This window comes from Streptomyces sp. NPDC093221 (assembly GCF_044753885.1).
Lineage (GTDB): Bacteria > Actinomycetota > Actinomycetes > Streptomycetales > Streptomycetaceae > Actinacidiphila.
Map to the genome: position 1 here is coordinate 137,645 of NZ_JBIVOA010000010.1, position 22,221 is coordinate 159,865.

The 22,221-nt window shown below is 71.4% G+C and carries 18 protein-coding genes; 9 read left to right on the top strand and 9 right to left on the bottom strand.

The window, feature by feature from the left end; all coding sequences use genetic code 11:
* Nucleotides 1-126: 126 nt before the first annotated feature.
* A complete protein-coding gene (locus tag ACIQCJ_RS30485; RefSeq protein ID WP_402713139.1) occupies nucleotides 127-1,527 on the bottom strand; it encodes a glycoside hydrolase family 16 protein in 1,401 nt (466 codons plus the stop codon).
* A 353-nt stretch (nucleotides 1,528-1,880) separates the two neighbouring features.
* Nucleotides 1,881-4,205 carry an MMPL family transporter gene (locus ACIQCJ_RS30490; RefSeq protein WP_402713140.1) on the bottom strand — a complete coding sequence of 775 codons (2,325 nt, stop codon included), beginning with the start codon at nucleotides 4,203-4,205 and terminating at the stop codon, nucleotides 1,881-1,883.
* 220 nt (nucleotides 4,206-4,425) lie between these two features.
* Here ACIQCJ_RS30490 and ACIQCJ_RS30495 point away from each other — a divergent pair, with 220 nt between their 5' ends.
* On the top strand, nucleotides 4,426-5,298 hold the full coding sequence (locus ACIQCJ_RS30495) for a TetR/AcrR family transcriptional regulator (RefSeq protein ID WP_402713141.1): 873 nt from the start codon (nucleotides 4,426-4,428) through the stop codon (nucleotides 5,296-5,298).
* Nucleotides 5,299-5,364: 66 nt separating this feature from the next.
* On the opposite strand, the gene ACIQCJ_RS30500 is transcribed toward ACIQCJ_RS30495, so the two are convergent.
* Nucleotides 5,365-6,069 (bottom strand): alpha/beta hydrolase, encoded by a 705-nt coding sequence (locus tag ACIQCJ_RS30500; protein WP_355336952.1) that lies wholly within the window; start codon nucleotides 6,067-6,069, stop codon nucleotides 5,365-5,367.
* Between the two features lie 237 nt (nucleotides 6,070-6,306).
* Here ACIQCJ_RS30500 and ACIQCJ_RS30505 point away from each other — a divergent pair, with 237 nt between their 5' ends.
* The 3 genes from ACIQCJ_RS30505 to ACIQCJ_RS30515 all read left to right on the top strand — a co-directional run bounded on the left by ACIQCJ_RS30505 (nucleotide 6,307) and on the right by ACIQCJ_RS30515 (nucleotide 8,505).
* Nucleotides 6,307-7,563, top strand: coding sequence for a class I SAM-dependent methyltransferase (locus ACIQCJ_RS30505; RefSeq protein ID WP_402713142.1), 1,257 nt, complete (start codon nucleotides 6,307-6,309; stop codon nucleotides 7,561-7,563).
* A gap of 151 nt (nucleotides 7,564-7,714) precedes the next feature.
* Nucleotides 7,715-7,978 carry a hypothetical protein gene (locus tag ACIQCJ_RS30510; protein WP_402713143.1) on the top strand — a complete coding sequence of 88 codons (264 nt, stop codon included), beginning with the start codon at nucleotides 7,715-7,717 and terminating at the stop codon, nucleotides 7,976-7,978.
* A gap of 92 nt (nucleotides 7,979-8,070) precedes the next feature.
* The gene (locus tag ACIQCJ_RS30515) at nucleotides 8,071-8,505 is read left to right on the top strand and encodes a hypothetical protein (RefSeq protein ID WP_402713144.1); all 435 of its coding nucleotides are present in this window, start codon (nucleotides 8,071-8,073) and stop codon (nucleotides 8,503-8,505) included.
* Here the strand turns inward: ACIQCJ_RS30515 and ACIQCJ_RS30520 are convergent.
* Both ACIQCJ_RS30520 and ACIQCJ_RS30525 read right to left on the bottom strand, forming a co-directional pair.
* Nucleotides 8,475-9,314 carry a protein kinase family protein gene (locus ACIQCJ_RS30520; RefSeq protein ID WP_402713145.1) on the bottom strand — a complete coding sequence of 280 codons (840 nt, stop codon included), beginning with the start codon at nucleotides 9,312-9,314 and terminating at the stop codon, nucleotides 8,475-8,477. The two genes, ACIQCJ_RS30515 and ACIQCJ_RS30520, sit on opposite strands and share 31 nt — an antisense overlap.
* A gap of 819 nt (nucleotides 9,315-10,133) precedes the next feature.
* The gene (locus ACIQCJ_RS30525; protein ID WP_401715871.1) at nucleotides 10,134-11,180 is read right to left on the bottom strand and encodes a LacI family DNA-binding transcriptional regulator; all 1,047 of its coding nucleotides are present in this window, start codon (nucleotides 11,178-11,180) and stop codon (nucleotides 10,134-10,136) included.
* 297 nt (nucleotides 11,181-11,477) lie between these two features.
* On the opposite strand from ACIQCJ_RS30525, the gene ACIQCJ_RS30530 reads away from it, so the two are divergent.
* The 4 genes from ACIQCJ_RS30530 to ACIQCJ_RS30545 all read left to right on the top strand — a co-directional run bounded on the left by ACIQCJ_RS30530 (nucleotide 11,478) and on the right by ACIQCJ_RS30545 (nucleotide 16,522).
* Entirely contained in the window at nucleotides 11,478-12,824 is a 1,347-nt protein-coding gene (locus ACIQCJ_RS30530) for an ABC transporter substrate-binding protein (RefSeq protein WP_402713146.1), read from the top strand.
* Between the two features lie 170 nt (nucleotides 12,825-12,994).
* Entirely contained in the window at nucleotides 12,995-13,999 is a 1,005-nt protein-coding gene (locus tag ACIQCJ_RS30535) for a sugar ABC transporter permease (RefSeq protein WP_355336942.1), read from the top strand.
* A gap of 4 nt (nucleotides 14,000-14,003) precedes the next feature.
* Complete coding sequence (locus tag ACIQCJ_RS30540; protein ID WP_188280271.1) at nucleotides 14,004-14,939, top strand: carbohydrate ABC transporter permease; 936 nt, start codon at nucleotides 14,004-14,006, stop codon at nucleotides 14,937-14,939.
* Between the two features lie 101 nt (nucleotides 14,940-15,040).
* On the top strand, nucleotides 15,041-16,522 hold the full coding sequence (locus ACIQCJ_RS30545) for a beta-glucosidase (protein ID WP_355336938.1): 1,482 nt from the start codon (nucleotides 15,041-15,043) through the stop codon (nucleotides 16,520-16,522).
* Nucleotides 16,523-16,639: 117 nt separating this feature from the next.
* Here the strand turns inward: ACIQCJ_RS30545 and ACIQCJ_RS30550 are convergent, their stop codons facing one another.
* The 3 genes from ACIQCJ_RS30550 to ACIQCJ_RS30560 all read right to left on the bottom strand — a co-directional run bounded on the left by ACIQCJ_RS30550 (nucleotide 16,640) and on the right by ACIQCJ_RS30560 (nucleotide 20,474).
* A complete protein-coding gene (locus ACIQCJ_RS30550; RefSeq protein ID WP_402713147.1) occupies nucleotides 16,640-18,115 on the bottom strand; it encodes a cellulose binding domain-containing protein in 1,476 nt (491 codons plus the stop codon).
* A gap of 257 nt (nucleotides 18,116-18,372) precedes the next feature.
* The gene (locus tag ACIQCJ_RS30555; RefSeq protein WP_402713148.1) at nucleotides 18,373-19,740 is read right to left on the bottom strand and encodes a sensor histidine kinase; all 1,368 of its coding nucleotides are present in this window, start codon (nucleotides 19,738-19,740) and stop codon (nucleotides 18,373-18,375) included.
* Entirely contained in the window at nucleotides 19,737-20,474 is a 738-nt protein-coding gene (locus ACIQCJ_RS30560; protein WP_402713149.1) for a response regulator transcription factor, read from the bottom strand. Before ACIQCJ_RS30560 ends, ACIQCJ_RS30555 begins: the two co-directional genes overlap by 4 nt.
* 261 nt (nucleotides 20,475-20,735) lie before the next feature.
* On the opposite strand from ACIQCJ_RS30560, the gene ACIQCJ_RS30565 reads away from it, so the two are divergent.
* Nucleotides 20,736-21,278: a hypothetical protein gene (locus ACIQCJ_RS30565; protein WP_355336930.1), complete on the top strand. Its 543-nt coding sequence runs from the start codon at nucleotides 20,736-20,738 to the stop codon at nucleotides 21,276-21,278.
* Nucleotides 21,279-21,312: 34 nt separating this feature from the next.
* On the opposite strand, the gene ACIQCJ_RS30570 is transcribed toward ACIQCJ_RS30565, so the two are convergent.
* Nucleotides 21,313-22,182 carry a fused MFS/spermidine synthase gene (locus ACIQCJ_RS30570; protein ID WP_391117173.1) on the bottom strand — a complete coding sequence of 290 codons (870 nt, stop codon included), beginning with the start codon at nucleotides 22,180-22,182 and terminating at the stop codon, nucleotides 21,313-21,315.
* Nucleotides 22,183-22,221: the final 39 nt, after the last annotated feature.

Consider the following 22,221-nt stretch of genomic DNA (forward strand, 5'->3'; position numbering starts at 1 on the left):
AGCAGGCGCAGCCGAAGCAGGCGCAGCCGAAGCAGGCGCAGCCGAAGCAGGCGCAGCCGAAGCAGGCGCAGCCGAAGCAGGCGCAGCCGAAGCAGGCGCAGCCGAAGCAGGCACGCGGGCCGAGGGTCAGGACCCCTGGGTGAACGTGTAGTGCGGGGAGTCGTACTGGGGGCCGTTCTTCTCGTACGTGAACCAGTACGTGAGAACGCTGCCGGTGGAGAGGCCGTTGACGGTCTGGGTCCAGGTGCCGGAGGAGTTGGTCATGCGGAAATTCTGCTGACCCGCGCCGTTGACGAGGTAGTGGACATCGACGTAGGCGGCCGGGGTGGTCGGGGTGAAGGAGATGCGGGCCTGCGTGGAACTGGTGGAGGTGACACCGGCGGTGTAGTCGGGCGTGGTGGTGCTGCCGCCCGTACTGCCCGCGCTCGAACCGGAGCTGGTGCCGGAACTCGTACCGGAACTCGTCCCGGAGCTGGTGCCGGAACTCGTACCGGAGCTCGTACCCGTGCTCGTACCGGACGACGTACCGCCGTTGTTCGTGCCGCCGACCGTGCCGCTGCTGCCGCCGGTCGTCTGGTACACGGCGAACCAGTCGACGCTCATGCCCGCGCCGGAGCTGATGTCGGCGGACGGGGAGGTGCAGCCGCAGACCTTGTTGGGGTACGAGCCGCCGATGGCGACGTCGAAGATGGCGAAGAAGCCGTGGTCGACGGCGGCCTGCCAGGTGGCGACGGAGACCTGGTTCTCGTTGACGGTGTAGGTCAGATTGCCGTCGAGGTAGAAGCGGAGCTGCTCGGCGGAGGTGTTGGTGCGGTCGATGACGGCCGAGTACTTGTGGAAGCCGGTCTGGCAACCGGCGCACGGCTGGAGGTCGCTGGTGATGCCGTCGGGGTCGTGGCACTCGCCCGCCCACTGCCCGCAGTGGAAGGTGGTGGAGTGCTTACTGAGGGCGTTGACGTCCTCCATGATGTCGATCTCGCCGATGCTGGGCCAGTTGGTGGCGCTGACCGGGCGGGCGGCGGCGCCCATCGCCCAGAATGCGGGCCAATAGCCGAGCCCGCTCTGGGGGTTGGGCTGCTGGATCGAGGCGCTGATTTCGAGCTGACCGCCCGCGGGGGCCGCGAAGTCCGTGCGCTGCGTCTCGACGCGGCCCGAAGTCCAGTGCCCCGAGGCGTCCTTGACCGGCTTGATCACCATGTGGCCGGAGCCGTCCTGGTAGACGTTCTGCGTCGAGTCGGTGGAGGTCTCGATCTCGCCGGTGCCCCAGTTGCCCGCGCCGCCGGGGTAGCTCGTGCCGATGTCGTAGAGCCAGTTGGACCGGTTGAGGCCGCTGCCCGCCGCCCCGTTGAAGTCGTCGCTGAACACGGTCGTCCAGCCCGCCGCGGGTCCGGGAACGGCCGCCGACGCCGAACCGCCGGACAGCACAAGGCCGGTGATGCCGGTCACGAGGAGGAGCAGGGCGCTGAGCACGGCCGTGGGACGTCCGCTGACGAAGCGGCGGGCGGCCGATGGAGGGGGTGTCGTCATGGGCAGGTGCTGCCTTTCGGTCGTGGGGGGACAGCTGCCGTGGGGGCGGGACGCTGAGCGTGAGCTGTGGCGCGTGGTCCGTGGTACGTGGTCCGTCCTGCTCGTGCGCGACCCGCCGCCCGTGGTGCCGTACTCGATATGCGTGATGCGGGCATGACATGTCGGGAATCCTGAGAGCGCTCTCAGAGCTGCGTGCGAATGGAGTGTCGGGCGGAACGGCGGGGGCGTCAAGGCATCGCACACAGATCCGCCGGGTGGGGGGCGGCGGCGGACGGGTCCGGGCACGCGTCACGGCCCCCGCCCGGGAAAGGGCGGAGGCCGTCACAGGCACCGGGGCCGCGGGGCCCGCTCGATCACCTCTGCGAGGCGACCGGCTCGCGGTCCAGGTCGGGACCGGAGGCCGGCTCGCCCTCGCTGAGCCCGAACCGGTCGTGGAATCTGCGCAGGAAGCCCGGCGCGTACCAGGCCGATCCGCCGAGCAGGCGCATCGCGGCGGGGACGAGGACACCGCGGATGGCGACGGCGTCGATGAGGATGGCCAGTCCGCTGCCGAGGCCGAACATCTGCATGAAGCTGAGCTTGGCCGTGCCGAAGGCGAAGAAGCTCACGGCCAGCAGGCAGGCCGCCGCGGTGACGATGCGCCCGGTGTGCCCGAGGCCGTTGACGACGGCCGACTCGGTGTCCTCGCCCTGGTCGTGGAGTTCCTTGATCCGGCTGGTGACGAAGACCTCGTAGTCCATCGAGAGTCCGAAGACGATGCAGAACATCAGCACGGTCATCGACATCTCCATCGGCTGCGCGGTGAAGCCGAGCAGGGAGGAGAGATGGCCGTCCTGGAAGATCCACGTCATGACGCCGAGGGTCGCCACCAGGGTGATCGCGTTGAGCAGCAGGGCGCGCAGCGGCTGCACGACGCTGCCGGTGAACAGGAAGAGCAGGATGAAGGTGGTGAGGACGACCAGGCCGATGGCGAGCGGGAGTTGGCCGCCGATGGAGTGCCGGGTATCGACCAGTTCGGCGTCGGTGCCGCCGACCAGCGGGTGCGTTCCGGCGGGCGGCGCGAGGTCCCGTACCGCGCCGACCAGGTCCTGGGCCGCGTCCGACCTCGGCGTCAGGGAGCTGGTCACGCTGATCCGCTGCCCGTCGGGGCGGCCGAGGTTGGCGCTGCCCGGCCCGGCGGCGGAAGCCTGCCCGTCGGCGTAGGTTCCGGTGCTGGTCTCGACCCGTACGACACCCTTGAGCTGCGACAGCCGCTGCGCGTACGACCCCAGGGGGCCCTTGTCCACGGCCTGGCCGAAGACGATCTGGAGGGCGGAGTCGTCGCTGCCGGTGAAGTCGCTCCTGAGCGTCGCGGAGACCTGGCGGCTCTCGGCGTCCTTGGGCAGCACGCGCTCGTCCGGGGTGCCGAAGACGATGCCCAGCAGGGGGCTCGCCGCCGCCAGTAGGACCACGAGCACGGGCAGCGCGGTGAGCGCGGGCCGCCGCATGGAGGTACGGGCCAGCCGCGCCCACACGGAGACGCGGGCGGTGGAGTCGGCGGAATCCGTGGAATCCGTGGAGCTGGCGGAATTCACGGCCTTCGCGGCGCTCGCGGAACTCACAGCCTTCGCGGCGCTCGCGGCGCTCGCGGCCTTCATCCAGGGCATCCGCCCGCTGTTGACCCGGTGGCCCAGGACGACGAGCAGCGGCGGCATGACGAACAGTGCGCTGACGGCCGCGATGGCGACGACCCCGACGCCCGCGAAGCCGAACGAGCGCAGGAAGTACTGCGGGAAGACCAGGAGCGCGGCGAGCGCGGCGGCCACGGTCGCCGCGGAGAACGCGACGGTGCGGCCCGCGGTGTGGACGGTCCGGCGGACTGCGTCGTCCACGCTCGCGCCCGTCGCGAGCTGCTCCCTGAACCGGCTGATCATCAACAGGCCGTAGTCGATGCCCAGTCCGAGGCCGAGGGCCGTGGTGAGATTGGTCGCCGTGTTCGAGACGCTGGTGACGTCCGCGAGCAGGGACAGCTCGGCGAACGAGCCGAGGATGGCGATGACCGCGATGGCCAGCGGCAGCAGGGCGGCCACCGCGCTGCCGAAGACGAACAGCAGCAGGACGAGGGTCAGCGGGATCGCGATCAGCTCGGCCAGTTCGAGGTCCTTGACGACCTGCGTCGCCATGTCGTTGCCGACGGCGGCCACACCGCCGGCCCGGACCGTGAGCGCGTCCTTGTACGTACCGCCGAAGTGGTCGAGAAGCTTCTCGGCGTTCTTCTGCTGCTGCGTCGGGTCGCCCTTGACGTGGGCGAGCACCATGGCCTCGCGGCCGTCCTTGGACCGCAGTTCGGTGCTCCGCGTGTCCCAGTACGAGACGACGTTCGCCAGCGTCTTCTCGCTCTTCAGCTCGGCGACCAGGGCCCGCCCGTTCCGCTCGGCCGCCGGGGCGTCCACGCGGCCGTCGGCGATACGGCCGTCCGCGGTGCGGACGAGCAGCACCAGATTCGTCTCGCCGCCGAATCTCTTGTCGATGAGGTCGCGTGCCCGGGTGGACTGGGAAGCTGGATCGTCGAAGCCGCCGCCCAGTAGCTTGGTGAAGGCGCCAGCACCCACGGCACCCATGACGGCCGTCGCCACGATGGCGACGATGAGTACCAGCCGGGACCGGCGGATCGCCAGTTCGGCTATGCGTTCGAACACGCGAGATCTCCTCTGCGGACTTGCGGGCCTTCTGGACGCGCGTACCGGCGCAGTCGCGGGTGTGCGGGGCCCGCGGAGTCGCGCCGTGCGGCGGATGCGACGGGAGTGACGTCGCCGTGACGAACGTAGACAGCACACAACAGACTTTGGCAGTGCGAGATTTACCTGACAGTGTTCAAATTCCGGATACACGCCAAGGAAGCCGTCGTAGGGTGGGCGCATGCCCGCTGAGGAACACCCGCCAGCGCCACCGGACGTCTCCAAGCCGACAACACCGCCGACACCACGGACGGCACCGCCGGCACCGCGAATACCGCCGACACCAGCAACGCCGCCGCCACCGTCGTCCCCGCCCTCCGCGCCCGCCGCGCCCTCTCTGCGTGAACGGCGGCGCGCGGCGGCGACGCAGGAGATCCTGGACGCCGCCGAACACCTGATCGGGGAGAACGGCCCCGAGGGCCTGTCGATGCGCGCGATAGCCCGCGGCCTGGGCATGACCGTGCAGGCGCTCTACCACTACTTCCCGAGCCGGGACGCCCTCGTCACCGTGCTCGTCACCAAGGCGTACGACGACCTGACCGCCGCCGTACGTGCCGCGCTCGACCGAGCGGCGGCGGACTGGCCGGATCTGCCGCGCCTGGTGGTCGCGGCCGAGGGCTACCGCCACTGGGCCATCGCCCACCCCGAGCGGTACCAACTCCTCTACGGGACACCGCTGCGGGGGTACGCGGCCCCGCACGACGGCATCACCACCCAGGCCAACCGCCGGATGAGCGTGCTCTTCCAGCGCGAACTGTTCGACGGCTTCAGCACCGCGCAGCTCGCGGCGGCCGACGTCCCCGCGCTCTCGCCCCGGCTCCTGGCGCACCTGGACCGGCTGCCGCCGGAGGGCCCGGGAGAGCTGCCCCCGCCGGCGGTCGCTCTCCTCATGGAGGCGTGGGGCCGCCTGCACGGGCAGGTGGTCCTGGAGGTCTTCGGGCACACCTCGTTCCTCGGCGAGCACCAGGCCGAGGTCTTCCGCATGGCGATGCGGAATCTGCTCGCGGACGTCCGCCGCCGTATCCCGGCGGACGTGATGGTGCCGCAGGCGTAGGACGGCCCCGGAGCGAGTGGGCCCGACACCCGCGCGGGCCCGAGGCCCACGCGCGCCCGGCAGGGATCAGGGGGCGGTCTCGGCCCCCAGGATCGCGGCGAGCTGGCGTGGCTCGGAGAACATCGGCCAGTGCCCGGTGTTCATCTCCACCAGCCGCCACCGCTTGCCGTCCAGGAGCGCGGCCACGTCGCTGTTCGGCTCCGGGCCGTCCAGAAGGCACTTGATGTACGTCGTCGGGAGGTCGGCGAGCGGGCGGGACAGCGCGGCGGGCTCGGTGAGCGAGGCAGCCGGATGCGGGGTCGCGCCCGCGACGAGCCGGGCGATCTGCTCGTCGGTCAGGCCCTGGCCCTCGAACTCCCCGGCGGCGGGCGGCGGCCAGAAGCCGTCCCCCTCGGCCAGGATCGCCTCGAATCTGGCCTGCCCCTCCCACCAGCCGGACGCGAACGACCCGCCCTCGACCGGCACTTCGGAGTCGACCAGGACCATACGGGCCAGCCGGTCGCCGATCCGCCCGGCGGCCTGGCCGACCGGAATCCCCGAGTAGCTGTGTCCGACCAGGACCACGTCCCGCGAATCGAGCCGCTCCACCTCGGCCACGATGTCCTCGACATGCGTCCGCTGCCCGGCGTCCGGCGCGGCGCCTCGCTTCTCGGCGAGCCCCGACAGCGTCAGCGGATGGACGCCGTGCCCGGCCGCCCGCAGCTCGGGCACCACCTCGTCCCACGCCCACGCGCCGAGCCACGCCCCCGCGACCAGTACGAATTCAGCCATGGCGGCAACGTATCCGAGGGGAACGACAATCCCGCCGAGGCCCGCACGCCGCCGCGCGACATCCGTGCGACAGCCGTGCGACAGCCCCCGGCAGACGGGCGGCACCCGCGCCAATCCGTACGCCGTACCGCGCCGAATACAGGGTGAGAGCCCCGACCGGAACAGCCCGGCACAGCCCGGAACAGCACAGCGGAGCCGCCGCCTCACCGGGCGGCACCGCGGAAAGCGAGCGCGTCCATGCCCTCCGTGACACCCACCGCGGCCGACCGGCTGCGCCCCCACCTGGACCAGGCGCTCGGCGGGGAACCGCCGCTGCGGGTGCGGCTGTGGGACGGGAGCGAGCTGGGCTCGGGCGACGGACCGCTGGTGGTCGTACGGCGGCGGCGGGCGCTGCGGCGGCTGGTCTGGCAGCCCGGCGAGCTGGGCCTCGCGGAGGCGTACGTGGCCGGGGAGATCGACGTCGAGGGCGATGTCGGGGAGGCCCTGCGCACGGTGTGGGCGGCCATCCGGCAGCAGAAGCTGCGGCCCGCCCGGCTGTCGGCGGCCGACCGGGCACGCGCGCTGGCGGCGGCGGTACGGATCGGCGCGATCGGGCCGCGCCCCGCGCCGCCGGGGGCGCCGGCGCGGCTGAGCGGACGCCTGCACAGCAAGGACCGCGACCGGGCCGCGATCCACCACCACTACGACCTGTCGAACGACTTCTACGCGCTGCTGCTCGACGAGACGATGGCGTACTCCTGCGGTTGGTGGACCAGCGACGCCCCCGACTACACGTCCGCCGACGCGCAGCGCGACAAACTCGACCTGATCTGCACGCGGTTGGGGCTCGGGCCCGAGGCCCGGCTGCTCGACATCGGCTGCGGCTGGGGCTCGTTGACCCTGCACGCCGCCGAGCGGTACGGCGCCCGCGTCACCGCCGTCACCCTCGCGGCCGAGCAAGCGGCGTACGTACGACAGGAGGTGAAGGCGCGCGGGCTCAGCGACCTGGTCGACGTGGAGTGCCGCGACTACCGCGACATCCGGGGCGGCGGCTACGACGCCGTGGCCACCATCGAGATGGGCGAGCACGTCGGCGACGCCGAGTACCCGGCCTTCGCCGCGGCCCTGCACGACCGGCTCAGGCCGGGCGGCCGGGTGATGGTCCAGCAGATGTCACGCGGCCGGAACGCGCCGGGCGGCGGCGCCTTCATCGAGACCTACATCGCCGCCGACATGCACATGCGCCCGCTAGGCGAGACCGTCGGCCTGCTCGAACAGGCCGGTCTCGAAGTGCGGTCCGTCACCGCGATGCGCGAGCACTACGTCCGCACCATCCTGGCCTGGCACCGCACGCTGGAGGACCGCTGGGCCGAATTCGTCGCCCTCGTCGGCGAGGAGACCGCCCGCGTGTGGCGGCTCTACCTCATCGGCAGCGCCCTGTCCTTCGGGGAGAACCGCATGGGCGTCGACCAGATCCTCGCCTGCCGCCCGACCGCGCCCGAGGACGCGGCCTGAACCGATCCCGGCGAACGCGGTCCCGAAACGTCTCCGGGAGCGTGTTCCTGAACGTATTCGGTGCACGGCGGGCCTCACCCATGCACTGGCGCACGGCCTGCGGACGGGCGAGGCGGACGGCGACCGCGACGGGCTGATCACGCTCGGCGAGTTGTACGCGTACGTACGCGACCGGGTGCGGGAGGTCGCCGACGTCCACGGAGAACTCCTCATCGCCCGGTGCCACCGCCCCGCTGCGTCCTCCGGCCACCGCCAGGAACACCCTCACCACCACCTCGCCGTACCGGAGTTGGAGCTGCCCGACGTCCCGGACGCAGCCGTCCCCGCCCCGCCGACACCGGACCGCGTGGTGCTGTCGTCGCCCTCCCGCGCCGCGCCGGGAGTGCCGGTGTGGCGCCGCCTGTGGCGGCGGTGAACGGCGTCGGCAGCGCGTTCTGAGAGCGCGTACGAGGGCCCGCGTTCAAGAAACGTACGCGCCTCGGCGGCCCGAGGTCGTAGCCTCCGTTCATGGCCGAGATCTGGGATGAACAGGAGCTGATCGGCGAGGGATTCGAGCGGGTCTTTGCCGAATTGGACCGATACGACGCCCCGATTTTCGGCCTCGCCGAGGTCGAAGGGGAGCCGCACTACTTCCGGCTCGTGTACGAGGACACCTACGCCGTGTGGCCCGTCGGCGCCGCCCAACTCGTCCTGGAGCGCGAGCGGTGGGCCCTCTTCGCGGCCTGGCACGCCCGCTACGAGGCCGGCACGGCCGAGCCCGACACCCACCCCGGCACGGGCGGCGTCGACGCCCGCTACGACGAACTCACCGCACTGCTCCTCCCCCACCGCGACACCCCCGCCGAGCCGCGCGTCCTGACCGCCCAGTGGCGCTCCACCCCCGGCCCCCGCTACCGCCCCGACGGCGTCGACTACCGCGTCAGATGGCGGCCCGCCGACTGAACCGGATACGGCGTCTCCCGGCTCTCCGTCTGCAACGCCCTGTGCCACTCCCCCATCTCCTCGGCCAACTGCCCGTGCCGGGCCAGCACCGGAGCCGGGACCTTCCCCGTATTGCGCTCCAGCCAGCGCACCAAGTGCGTACGGATGTAATCGCGGTCGTACGTCCGGTGCCGCTCGTAGAACTCGGCCTCCGCCGACGACAGTTCGAACCTGGTCGACACCGCCAGGCCGTAATCCGCGAAGTACAGGCGGTGGCCGTCGGTCAGGATATTCTCGAAGTGCGCGTCGAAATGCAGCAGTTCGCGGTCGTTCATGAATTCCGCGCCGTCCAGCAGCTCGCGCTCGATCCACTCGCAGACGCGTTCCGTCGTCGCCTCGTCCGCCTCCGCGAGACGGTTCCGCAGCCAATTCTGCAAATTCTGCGGGATGTACTCCATGAAGACCACCGCGCTCGCCGTCGCGTCCCGCACACCCTCGATGCGGCGCCTCATTCCGGGGCTGCCGCCCCAGTACGCCACCGCCGCCTCCACGTCGGCCAGCTCCTTCGGCAGGGGCCTTCTCGTGCTCGGCAGCACCCGCCAGTGATACGTCACGGGGAAACCGTCGTGCTCTCCCGCCAGGACCCAGTTCGTCGTCATGGCATGGACGGCCAGTTCGCGCCAGGCGCCGAAGCCGGGGGTGGCGATGCCGTAGTGGCAGAACGCCGGGAGGTCGAATACGTTCGCCGTCGAGTGGGTGTTCTCCGGGCGCCTTTCGAGGTCGGTGAGGCGGATCTCCTTCACGAAGACGGGGGTTCCCGCGAGGAGCACCTTTGAGGTGTGTCCGCCGATTCCTTCTCCGAGGGGTTCACCCCTTTCCACGAGCTCGCGCAGTTCCGCGTCACTTCTCAGCGCCAGCTCTGTCGCCACTTCCCCGTAAACCGCCGTCCGCTTCTTCACGTCCTGTCCTTCCTCCGTCCTGTCTTTCCCGCCCGCCCACCCGTGCGGGTGCTTTCTTCGTCTGCGGGTGCCGCTTGTGCCTGGTCGGTCCCGGCCCGGGGCACCTCCTCGGGCGACGAACGTGCACCCACTTCGAAAACGTCCAGCCCCTTGCCTGTTCGTCCCCCTGCGGGGGCACCCCGCACCGTCCCCTCCGGTCCGCCGGCGCCCGCCTGTCCGCTGTGGCTGGGGGGGGAGGGGGTGGGGGGGGGGCCGGGCCCTGCGCCACCTGACGTCCAGCCGGGGTGGGTGGGAGCCCTGGACCCGAGCCACCCGACGTCCAGCCGGGTGGGCGGGGGGTGCGGGTGCTGGGGAGTGGGGGTGGCAAGGGCTTCGTTGGGCTCTTGGAGGAAGGGCCCGAGCATTCCGACTCATCGGGAGGGGGCACCGGCGCAGGGCGGCCCGCCGAAAGAACCCCCTACCCTCCCCGGCAACCCCCACCGGACAGGCGGACGCCGACGTACCGGGAGGGGACGGGCCGGGGTGCCCCCGCAGAAATGCGGTGACAAGAAGGGCACCGGATACCCACGACCAGGTAGCCGCATTTCGAGGAGGTGCCCCGGACCGGCACCGACCCAGGCACAAGCGGCACCCGCAGACGAAGAAAACACCCGCACGGGTGGGCGGGCGGGAAAGACAAGACAACGAGCCCTAAACAGAGTCGCGTTGAATGAGCTCAGTGGCCAGAACGACATGGCGTCGCACCGAATCCCGCTCAGCGATCTCCTCCAGAAGCACCCGCGCCATCGTGCGCCCCATCTCCTCCGTCGGCTGCCGAACACTGGTGAGCGCCGGATCCATGTGGCGCGCGATGGCCGAGTCCTCGAAACCGACGAGCGCGACATCGGTCGGCACAATCCGCCCCGACTCGCGCAGCACCTGCCGCGCGCCGGCCGCCATGAGGTCGGAGGCGGCGAAAACGGCGTCGATGTCCGGCCGCCGCGCGAGCAGCTCGCGCATGGCCCGCCGCCCGCCCTCCTCGGTGAAGTCGCCCCGGGCGACGAGCTCCGAGTCCGAGGAGCCCCCCGAGGAACCCCCGGCGGAAATCCCCGCCGCCTCCACGGCCTGCCGATACCCGTCGAGGCGACAGCGGGCCACGTACATGTCCGGCGGCCCGGTGATCGTCGCGACGGCCCGCCGCCCGCGGGCGAAGAGGTGGGCGACGGCGGCACGCGCGCCGCCGACGTTGTCGGCGTCCACGTACGAGACGGATTCCAGGTCACTGCGCCGCCCGTTCAGAACGGCGGGCATGTCGAGCTGTTCGAGAAGGTCGGGCAGCGGATCGTCCTCGTGGACGGAGACCAGCAGGACGCCGTCCACGCGGTGCGCGGCCAGGTACTGGCCGAAACGGGCCCGCTCCTTGGGCGTACGGATCAGCGTGAGCAGGAGCTGCATGTCGGTGTCGGCCAGCTCCGCCCCGATCCCCCGGATGATGTCGGAGAAGTACGGCTCGGCGAAGAGCCGCGTCTCCGGCTCGGGGATGACCAGAGCGATCGCGTCGGTGCGATTTCCGGCCAGCGCGCGGGCCGCGCGGTTGGGCACGTACCCCAGTTCGGCGATGGCGGCCTCGACCGCGGCCTTCGCGCGGTCGCTGACCCGCGGCGACCCGTTGATGACGCGCGAGACCGTGCCGCGTCCCACCCCGGCGCGTACAGCCACCTCTTCCAGGGTGGGCCGTCCGCTGTGCCGCCCGTTCATGGCCACTTCCGCCTCCTGTGCTCCACTGTCGCGCCACCTTAGCGCCCGGCCCGCTCTGGACAGCAGGATCTCTTGAGAGCGCTCCCACGCTGTGTTCACCGTACCCGCCCCGCGGCGTCCGATCCGTTCAAGAAGTGACCATCGGTCCGGTCCGGACACGTTCCGGCAACGAAATCGACTTCACATCTTGACACTGACCCCTCCGAGGCCGGATTGTTCCGGCAAGCTTAGTGGGAGCGCTCCCACACCCTCACTCGCACCACCGCACGCCAGACCCACCCTGACAAGGAGAGTGGAATGCGCACTTCCGGCAGAACCCGCAAGGCCGCAGTCATCGCGGTCGCGGGTCTCGCGACCTGCGCGACCCTGATCACCGGATGCAGCAGCGACAGCAAGAGCAAGGACTCGGGCAACGGGAGCACCGCCTCCTCGACCGAGAAGATCACGCTGCACGTCGGTGACTTCGGATCGTTCGGCTACGACGACAAGACGGGCGCGGCCCTCTTCTCCGAGTACCACAAGCTGCACCCCAACATCACGATCGTCGAGGACAACGTCGCCGACGGGCAGCAGTACTGGGACGCCCTGAAGCTCCACCTCTCCCAGGGCAGCGGCCTCTCCGACATCCAGGCCATCGAGATCGGCTACATCGCCGAGGCCACCGGCCCGACGCTGGCGTCGAAGTTCGTGGACCTGGGCAAGGCCAAGGGCGTCAACGTCGGCGACTGGCTGGACTACAAGGAGAAGCAGGCCACCACCACTGACGGTTCGGTGATCGGCCTGGGCACCGACATCGGCCCGATGGCGGTCTGCTACCGCAAGGACCTCTTCAAGGCCGCGGGTCTGCCCGACAACCGCGACGCGGTCGCGGCCAAGTGGGCCGGTGACTGGTCGAAGTTCCTGGCCGTCGGCAAGGAGTTCAAGGCGAATGCGCCCTCGGGTGTGGCCTTCACCGACTCCGGCAGCGGCCTGTTCAACGCGGTGGTCTCCAGCCAGACCACGCAGTACTCCGACGCGTCCGGCAAGCTGATCTACGACACCAGCCCCGGTGTGAAGACGGCGTGGGACCTGGCGACCGAGGCCGTCAAGGACGGACTGACCGACAAGCTGCGGCAGTTCGACGCCAACACCTGGAACGCGGCGTTCAAGAACTCCAAGTTCGCGACCGTGGCCTGCCCGAGCTGGATGATCGGCATCATCAAGGACTCGGCCGGCCCCGCCAACCAGGGCAAGTGGGACATCGCCGCGCCGCCGCAGGCCGGCAACTGGGGCGGTTCCTTCCTGTCGGTGCCCAAGGCCGGCAAGCACATAGCGGAGGCGACCGCGCTGGCCGCCTGGCTGACCGCGCCCGCCCAGCAGGCGAAGGTCTTCGCGAAGAACGGCAACATCCCGTCGACCAAGGCGGGTCTCGCCGACCCGGCCGTGCAGAACGCGACGAACCCGTACTTCGGTGACACCCCCGTCGGCAAGATCTACTCGGCCACCGCGGAGAGCATCCAGCCCGCGCCCATCGGCCAGTACGACGGTCAGGTGAAGACCTTCATCACCGACAACGGAATCCTCGACATGGAGCAGCACGGCACCTCGGCCGAAAAGGCGTGGTCGAACGTGAAGGCGCTGGTCAAGGACAAGATCGACCAGTAGCGCGGACGGGGCCGCCCGGCAGTGTCTCCCACCTGCCGGGCGGCCCGCACCTCGTCTCCCCGCACCTCGTACCGCCCCCGCATCCGCGGCCGGACCACCCCGGACGACCGCGGCACTCCTCCAGTCACCGCACAACCCTCGCCCGAACCCCTACGGGAAGGACGCCACTCGTGGCCACCTCCGTCAGGGCGACGTCCGACGGCAGTCCTCCGTCGTCCCGGCCCGCCGCCCCCCGCTCGCCCGGCAAGGGCGCCCACCGCCCCCCGGGCTGGCGTTCCAGGCTGTACCGGCTGGACACCAAGGCGTCGCCGTACGCGTACATCGCCCCGTTCTTCATCTGCTTCGCGGCCTTCGGCCTCTTTCCGCTGATCTACACCGGCTACCTCTCCTTCAACCAGGTGCAGCTCGGCGGCGACGCCAGTTGGGTCGGTTTCCGGAACTACACCCGCCTGTGGGACAGCGAGTTCTTCTGGAACGCGCTGCGCAACACCTTCTCGCTCGCGGTGATCTCGACCGTGCCGCAGCTCCTGATGGCGCTCGGCCTCGCGCACCTGCTGAACTTCAAGCTCAGGGCGCGCGGCTTCTTCCGGGTCGCGGTGCTCGCGCCGTACGCCACCTCGATCGCGGCGGCGTCGCTGGTCTTCGTCCAGCTCTTCAATCCCGACTACGGGATGGTCAACCAGATCCTCGCCCACTTCGGGGTGCACAACCTCGACTGGCAGTCGTCCAAGTGGCCCGCGCAGATCGCCATTTCGGCGATCGTGACCTGGCGCTGGACCGGCTACAACGCGCTGATCTACCTGGCCGCGATGCAGGCCGTGCCATCCGACCTGTACGAGGCGGCGGCGCTCGACGGGGCCTCGCGCTGGCGGCAGTTCATCAGCGTCACGATCCCCTCGATCCGGCCGACGATTCTCTTCACCATCGTGGTCTCGACGATCGGCGCCACACAGCTCTTCGGTGAGCCGCTGATCTACGGCGGCGGAGTCGGCGTCAGCGGCGGCTCCGCGCATCAGTACCAGACGCTGAGCCTCTACATGTACGAGAAGGGCTGGGCGACCGGTGCGCTGGGCCAGGCCTCCGCCGTGGCCTGGGTGATGCTGCTGATCCTGCTGCTCATCGGCGCCGTCCAACTGTTGATCGTGCGGGCCAACCGCCGGAAGCTCGGGGGCTGACCTCATGGCACAGACAACCGAAACGCAAGCGTTCGGGGCCGCGCCGTCGCGGCGGTCCACCGCCGTACCGCCGCCCAAGCCCCCGCGTCGCCGGTTCCTGCGCAGGAGCGGGGCGGGCAAGCAGGAGCACGCGGGCCCGGTCGCGTACGTGATTCTCGTCGTCGCGGCGCTGATCTCGCTGTTCCCGCTGTACTGGACGGTGGTGGCGGCGTCGCGCACGGACGCCGAGATCGTCACGCCGCCGATGCCGCTGCTGCCCGGCAGCCATCTGATCGACAACCTGCACATCGTGTGGGACCAGGTCGACATGGGCAAGGCCCTGATCAACTCCACGATCGTGGCGGGCTTCGTGTCGTTCAGCACGGTGATGTTCGCGACGCTCGCCGGATTCGCCTTCGCCAAGCTCCAGTTCCGCGGCCGTAACGCGCTGCTGATGCTGGTGGTCGCGACGATGACGATCCCGCCGCAGCTCAGCGTGATCCCGCTCTACCAGATCATCACCAACCTGGGCTGGGTCGGGCACATCCAGTCCGTCATCCTGCCGTCGCTGGTGGCCGCCTTCGGCGTGTTCTTCATGCGGCAGTTCCTGTCCGAGGCGCTGCCGATCGAACTGGTCGAGGCGGCGCGGGTGGACGGCGCGCACAGTCTGCGGATCATCTGGCACGTGGTGTTCCCGGTGGCGCGGCCCGCGATGGCCGTGCTGGGAATGCTGGTGTTCGTGCAGTCGTGGAACGACTTCTTCTGGCCGTTCATCGCGCTCAACCAGCAGAACCCGACGGTTCAGGTCGCGCTGGCCGGTCTGGGTTCCGGTGACCACACCATCGACCACTCGATCGTGGTGACGGGCGCGCTGGTCGCCACGCTGCCGCTGCTGCTGGTCTTCGCGGTCCTCGGCAAGCACATCGTCGGCGGCATCACGGCAGGTGCCGTCAAGAGCTGAACCCTTCGTGAACTCCCCCATGCCTCCCCTGAACTCCCCCTGAGCAGCGTCCTGTTGGCCCCCTCCCCCGCTTACCCCTGATTCCCCTGGAGTCCCCCGTTATGACCGCTGTCCGCTCCGAGAGCGCCGAGAGCGCCAATGTCTCGGCCTCGCTCCGCTTTCCCCCCGGCTTCGTCTGGGGGGCGGCCACCGCCGCCTACCAGATCGAGGGCGCCGCGGCCGAGGACGGCCGCACCCCTTCGATCTGGGACACCTTCAGCCACACGCCCGGCCGCGTCCACAACGGGGACACGGGTGACATCGCGGCCGACCACTACCACCGCTTCCGCGACGACGTCGCGCTCATGTCCGACCTGGGCCTGGGCGCGTACCGGTTCTCCGTCTCCTGGTCGCGCGTGCAGCCGACCGGGCGCGGCCCGGCCGTCCAGCGCGGCCTCGACTTCTACCGCTCGCTCACCGACGAGCTGCTCGACCGCGGCATCACGCCGGTGGCCACCCTCTACCACTGGGACCTCCCGCAGGATCTGGAGGACGTCGGCGGCTGGACGGTACGCGACACCGCCGAGCGGTTCGCCGACTACGCGGCGCTGGTGGCCGGCGCGATCGGCGACCGGGTGCCGTACTGGACGACCCTCAACGAGCCCTGGTGCTCGGCCTTCCTCGGCTACGGCTCCGGCGTGCACGCGCCGGGCCGCACCGAGCCGGAGTCGGCGCTGCGGGCCGTCCACCACCTCAACCTCGCGCACGGCAAGGCGATCGGGGCCCTGCGCTCCGCGCTGCCCGCCGCCGCGCAGACCTCGATCACCCTCAATCTGCACCAGATCCGCCCGCTGACCACCTCGCCGGGCGACCTCGACGCGGCCCGCCGGATCGACGCGGTCGGCAACCGGGTCTTCCTCGGCCCGATCCTCGGCGGCGACTACCCGGCCGATCTCCTCGCGGACACCGCCCACTTGGTGGACTGGGAGTCGCTGGTACGGGAGGGCGACCTCGCGGAGATCTCCCGGCCGATCGACCTGCTGGGCATCAACTACTACACGCCGACGCTGGTTTCGGACGGCAAGCAGCGCGCCGACGGACCCGACGTGCCCCGCAACGACGGGCACGGCGCCAGCGACCACTCGCCGTGGCCCGGCTCCGAGCACGTCGCCTTCCACCTGCCGCCCGGCGAGACCACCGCGATGCGCTGGGCGGTGGACGCCACCGGTCTGTACGACCTGATCCACCGGGTGGCGCGCGAGCACCCGGGGCTGCCGATGATGGTCACCGAGAACGGCGCCGCCTACGACGACTACATCTCGCCCGAGGGCACGGTCAACGACCCGGAGCGGATCGCGTATCTGCGCAGCCACCTGGCGGCGATCCACCGCACGATCGCCGACGGCGTGGACGTACGCGGCTACTTCCTGTGGTCGCTGATGGACAACTTCGAGTGGGCGTACGGCTACAGCAAGCGGTTCGGCGCGGTCTACGTCGACTTCGGCACACAGCGCCGCATCCCCAAGCAGAGCGCCCACTGGTACGCGGCCGTCGCCCGCGAGAACGTCCTTCAGGGAGTCGCGGAGGAGGACGGGGCTTCCTGAGGGAACGGAAAAGGAGCGGTACGGACAGCTCGAGGGTGCTGTCCGTACCGCTCCGCGCTCCTCTCCCGTGGGGGTGGGAGAGGCACGGTTCAGGGGGCGTTCACAGGTGACGTGCCGTCAGCCGGTGTACGCGGCGAACGCCTTGGAGAAGGCGCCCGCGCTCTGCACGATCGAGCTGCACGAGGCGTCGGCCCAGCTCTGCGCGCCGCCCGCGCACTGCTTGTCGCGGGTCGCGGACCACATCGACAGCCACGCCAGGCCCTTGGACTTGGCGAAGGTCACCAACTGCGTGGCGTCCTCGACGGTGAAGATCTCGGTGGCGACGTCGTTGACGCCGATCATCGGCGTCACCGCGATCTTCTTCCACGCGGCGGCGTCGGAGATCCCGAGCACGCTCTTGACCTGCGCCTGCGTGGCGGTCGCGCCGTCGATCGCGTACTGGCCCATGTCGCCGCTGAACGAGGAACCGTAGTCCATCGCCATGATGTTGACGGCGTGGATGTCCACCCCGTTGCTCTTGGCGTTGCTCAGCAGATTGATGCCGTCCTGCGTGAGCCCGGTCGGCATCGCGGGCAGCGTGTACGAGACCTCAAGTCCGCTGTGGCTCTTCTGGAGTTGGGCGATGGCCTGCGCGCGGCGGGTGTTGGCCGCGGTGTCCGGCAGCGCGCCGCCCTCCACGTCGAAGTCGACCTTCGTGAGCTTGAACTGGTCGATGGCCTTGCCGTACGCCGCCGCCAGGTCCGACGCCGAGGAGCACGCCGAGGCCAGCTCCGTACCGTTGGCGCCGCCGAACGATACGCGTACGTCGCCGCCGGCCGCCCGCAGCGCGCCGATCTGCGCGGCCACCGCGTCACCGCCCAGGTCGGTGACGCCGCCCCACTTGGGGACGCAGCCGCCGCCGGACACGAGGAAGGCGAGGTTGAACTCCTTGACGCCGTTGGCCTTCGACGCGGCGACGAGGTCGTACGCCGGGTAGAGGGAGGTGTCGACGTAGGGGGCGAAGCCGCTGGACGCGGTGGTGCCGCCGCCGCCCGAGGTCGGGGTCGGGGTGGCGGTGGGCGTCGGGCTCTGGGTGGGGGTCTGCGTGGGCTTCTGGGTCGGGGTCGCCGTGGGGGTCGCGGTCTGCGTCGGGTGGCCCGTCGGGGTCTGCGTGGGGCCGTCGGAGACCGAGCACTTCGCGTTGTTGATCAGGCAGTTGACGGGGTCGCCCGCCGCGCCGGACGCGCTCGTCACGAAGCCGACGTCGACTTTGCCGCCGGGGGCGATCGTGCCGTTCCAGCTCTCCGCGGTGACGGTGACCGTCTGGCCCGACACCTGGTAACTGCCGTTCCACAGCGAGCTGATCTTCGTTCCCGCAGGCAGGTCGAACTTCAGCGTCCAGCCGGTGAGGGCGCTGCTCGCGGAGTTCGTGATCTCGTACTGGCCGGTGTAACCGCCGTCCCACCCGCTGGTCTTGGAGTACACCGCCCCGACCGACGCGGCACTCGCCGATCCCGCCAGTGCGAAGGCGCCTCCGGCTACGGCGGCGACGGCGGTGAGGCCGCCTATCAGTTGGACCTTCCGGCTGGGGCGACGGCGGTGCGTTGTTGCCATGTTCGAGCCTGCCTCTTGGGGGTGGGGGGAGGGGGACGCGTTGGCACGCTAGCGCGCGGAGAGGGGACAAATTGGCTGGTCCGGGCTGCGGACGGGGTTCTTATGGCGCACTTAAGGCGGCGCAAGGGAGCCGTTAAAGGTGGGGCCTCATCGCCGGCGGGGCTCGTCGCCCCCAACTACTGCTGGGAGGTGCCCCCCACAGACGCCGGACGGGCTGAATCCTGGCTTCCGGCACACGCGCCGGGCGCGCTGCGGGCTCAGCGGTGGCGGTTGAGGGGGGTGCGGCGGTGGGTGGGGTGGGGGGTGGTGGTGTGGGGGGAGAGGGCGAGCCAGAGGCGGATCTCGGCGCCGCCGAGGACGCTGCGGCCGACGGCGAGGTCGCCGCCGGTGGATTCGGCGACGCGGCGGACGATGTCGAGGCCGAGGCCGGTGGAGCCCTGGCCGCCCGCGCCGTGGCCGCGGCGCAGGGCGGCGGCCGGGTCGGCGACGCCGGGTCCGGCGTCGGAGACGAGGACGATGACGGCGTCGTCGCCGCGGTGGACGTCGACGGCGAAGGCGGTGCCCTCCGGGGTGTGGCGGAAGACGTTGCCGAGCATGGCGTCGAGGGCGGCGGCCAGTTCGGCGCGGGCGACGGGGACCCGTACCGGCCGGTCGGCCCCCGCGGAGCGGACCTCGCGGCCCTCGTCCTCGGCGAGCGCGGACCAGAAGGCCATCCGTTCGCGGATGACCTCGGCGGCGTCGCACCTGGCGGCGCCGGTCGCGGTGTGGGCGCCGCGCTGTTCGCGGGCGGCGCGGATGATCTGGTCGACCTCGCGTTCGAGCTGGGCGACGGCCGCGCGGGTCTGGTCGGCGGCCGGACCTTCGCCGAGGGACGCGGTGTTGAGCCGCAGCACGGTGAGCGGGGTGCGCAGCCGGTGCGAGAGATCGGCCGCCAACTCCCTTTCGCTGGCGAGGAGTTCGACCACCTGGTCGGCCATGGCGTTGAACGCGGCGGCGGCGGATCGCAGTTCGCTGGGACCGGCCTCGGGAACCCGTACCGCCAGGTCGCCTTCGCCGAGGCGCTGCGCGGCGCCCGCGAGCCGGACGGCGGGGCGGACCATGCGGGTGCCGAGCCGGTCGGCGATGGCGACCGAGCCGACGATCAGGCCGATTCCGACGGCGGCCAGCACCAGCCAGGCGGTGGGGACACCGCGGTTGATGTCGTCGTCGGGCACGAACACCTCGACGACCGCGACCGTCCCCGAGCTGACGGCGGTCGGCTGGAGCAGCGCGTATCCGCCGGGGACGCGTACGGTCGCGGCCTCGCCGTACGCCGAGGCGGTGTGCAGCGCGGCGTCGGTGGCGTGCGGGGTGCCGATGCCGACGGCCGGGGACTGCGCGGTGGCCGGGATGCGCAGCGCGATCCGGGACTCGGCGCCCGCCTGGGTGCTGGCGATGGCGCGTTCCAGCTCACCCCGGTCGGTGGTGATGGCCAGGGCGGGGCCGATCGCGGCGGCCTGGCGTTCGGCGTTGGTGAGCGCGCGGTCGCGGGCCAGTTCCTTGACGACCAGGCCGAGCGGTACGGCGAAGGCGATGACGACCATCGCCGTCACCGCCAGGCTCACCTTGATCAGCGCCCATCTCATGACGGCGGCGCCGCGGGGGCGGGGGGTATCGCGGTGGGCGGCAGGGCGGCGGGCGGTTCGAGTTTGACGCCGACGCCGCGCAGGGTGTGCAGATAGCGCGGGCTGGCCGCGGTCTCGCCGAGCTTGCGGCGCAGCCACGACAGGTGGACGTCGATGGTCTGGTCGTCGCCGTACGACTGCTGCCAGACCTCGGCGAGCAGTTCGCGGCGGGCGACGACGACGCCGGGCCGGGCGGCGAGGAAGGCCAGCAGGTCGAATTCGCGGCGGGTCAGGTCGAGGACGGCGCCGTCCAGGACCGCTTGGCGGCGGCGTACGTCGATGTGCAGGCCGCCGACGTGGATCAGGGCGTCCGCGGTGGGCGCGGCGGACCGGCTGCGGGCGCGCCGCAGGACGGCGGAGAGCCGCGCCGACAGGTGCTCGACGGAGAACGGCTTGATCAGGTAGTCGTCGGCCCCGGCGTTGAGCAGCCGTACGACCTCGGCCTCGTCGTCCCGCGCGGTCGCGATGATCACCGGTACGTCGCTGAGGCCGCGCAGCATCTTCAGCGCCTCGGACCCGTCGAGGTCGGGCAGGCCGAGGTCGAGGATGACCACGTCGAAGCCGACCTGCGCGACCTCCCGCAACGCCTCAAGAGCCGTCCCCACGCTGCGTACCGTGTGGGACGCCTCGGTGAGGTGCCGAATGAGGGCGGACCGCACGAACTGGTCGTCCTCGACCACGAGCACACTTGCCATGCGCCGCAACCTAGCCCATCCGGGGGACCGGGCACCGGCCCGCCCGGCGATCCGAGGTGCGTACGGGGTGCGGACGGGGGTGCGTAAAGGGGCGCATCGGACGCGCGGCGGGGCGGGCGGTCTCGCGGACGGGGGTGCTTCGGCCAGCCGCTGGGCACGGTGCCGAATCCGGTGCCGAACCCGGTGTTGAGCCGGACGCTGAGCCGGGCGTTGAGCCGGGCGTTCCGGTACGTGTTCCGGGCGGCGGGCGGGTGCGGCAGTATGGCGCGCGTGCACAGAGGACTGTTCCATGTCGGCGCCTGGGCGCTGGCGACCGCGGCGGCCGTGACCTTGTCGTGGTTCGGCGTGCACTCGGTGCTGCGTACGGCGTACGACCCGCCGCGCGCCCTGCCGATCTCGGACGGGGACCCGCCGGTCGTGTCCTCCACGCACCGCCCGAAGCCGACGCCGCCCGCGACGCCGACCGCCACGCACACCAGGGCGACGGCCCCGCCCCCGGTCACCGGCAAGGCCAAGGTGCCGCCGAAGACGCCGCCGGGCACGCCGAAGGCGACCGCCACGGCGAGCGGCGACACCGGCCATGTGCACAGCTACACCGTGGAGGGCGGCCGGGTCGCCCTCGACCTGGGCCCCGACTCGGCGTCGCTGGTCTCCGCGACGCCCAATCCGGGCTGGCAGATGCAGGTCTGGACGCAGGACGGCTGGCTGCGGGTGACCTTCACCGAGACCTCCGGCAGCGGCTCGTCCTCCGTCTTCTGCACCTGGAACGGCCACGCGCCGACGGTCCAGGCCTTCGAGGACTGACGCCCGGCCCGCCGCTACGGGGCAGGCCGCGGGCTTACGTGAAGACGCCGGGCGGTGGCGCCGGGGAGTCGGCGGCCGTGGCGTCCGTGACGACGGGCGCGCCGCCCGCGAAGTCCGCCAGCTCGCGGCCGTGTTCGACCCGGCCGGGGTGCGGGTCGGTGGCGACCCTGCGGGTCAGTTCGGCGACCGGCAGCGGGTGGTCGGCGGCGTAGAGGATGAGATTGCCGAATCTCTTGCCGCGCAGCACTGCGGGGTCCGCGGCCAGGCAGACCTCGGCGAAGGCGGCCCGTACGGTGGCGATCTGCGCGCGCAGGAAGTCCAGCCGCCCGCCGTCGGCGAGGTTGGCGGCGTAGTGCCCGTCGGGGCGCAGCACCCGGCGGACCTCGGTGAGGAATTCGGCGCTGGTGAGGTGGGCGGGGGTGCGGGCGCCGCCGAAGACGTCGGCGATGACCAGGTCGGCCCAGCCGTCGGGCAGTTTGGCCAGGCCCGCGCGGGCGTCGCCGCCGCGTACCTTGATCCGCCAGCCGCGGTCCCAGGGCAGTTCGGCGCGGACCAACTCGACCAGCGCGGTGTCCAGTTCCACGACCTGCTGGGTGGAGCGCGGCCGGGTGTGCGCGGTGTAGCGGGCCAGCGTCAGGGCACCCCCGCCCAGGTGCAGGACCTGCAACGGGCGGCCGGGCGGCGCGGCCAGGTCGATCAGGTGGCCGAGCCTGCGCTGGTAGGAGAAGTCCAGGTGCGCGGGGTCCGCGAGGTCCACATGCGACTGCGGGGCGCCGTCGATCAGCAGCGTCCAGCCGCCGGGGCGCGCCCGGTCGGGCACGAGCGCGGCGAGTCCGCCTCCCACCTGCGCCTCGACCGTGTCCGGGGTACGCGCCCTGCCGCCGCTCTGCCGCTTGCCTGCCATCCCCCGATTATCGGGGACGGCCGACGGCCGGGCGGGTCA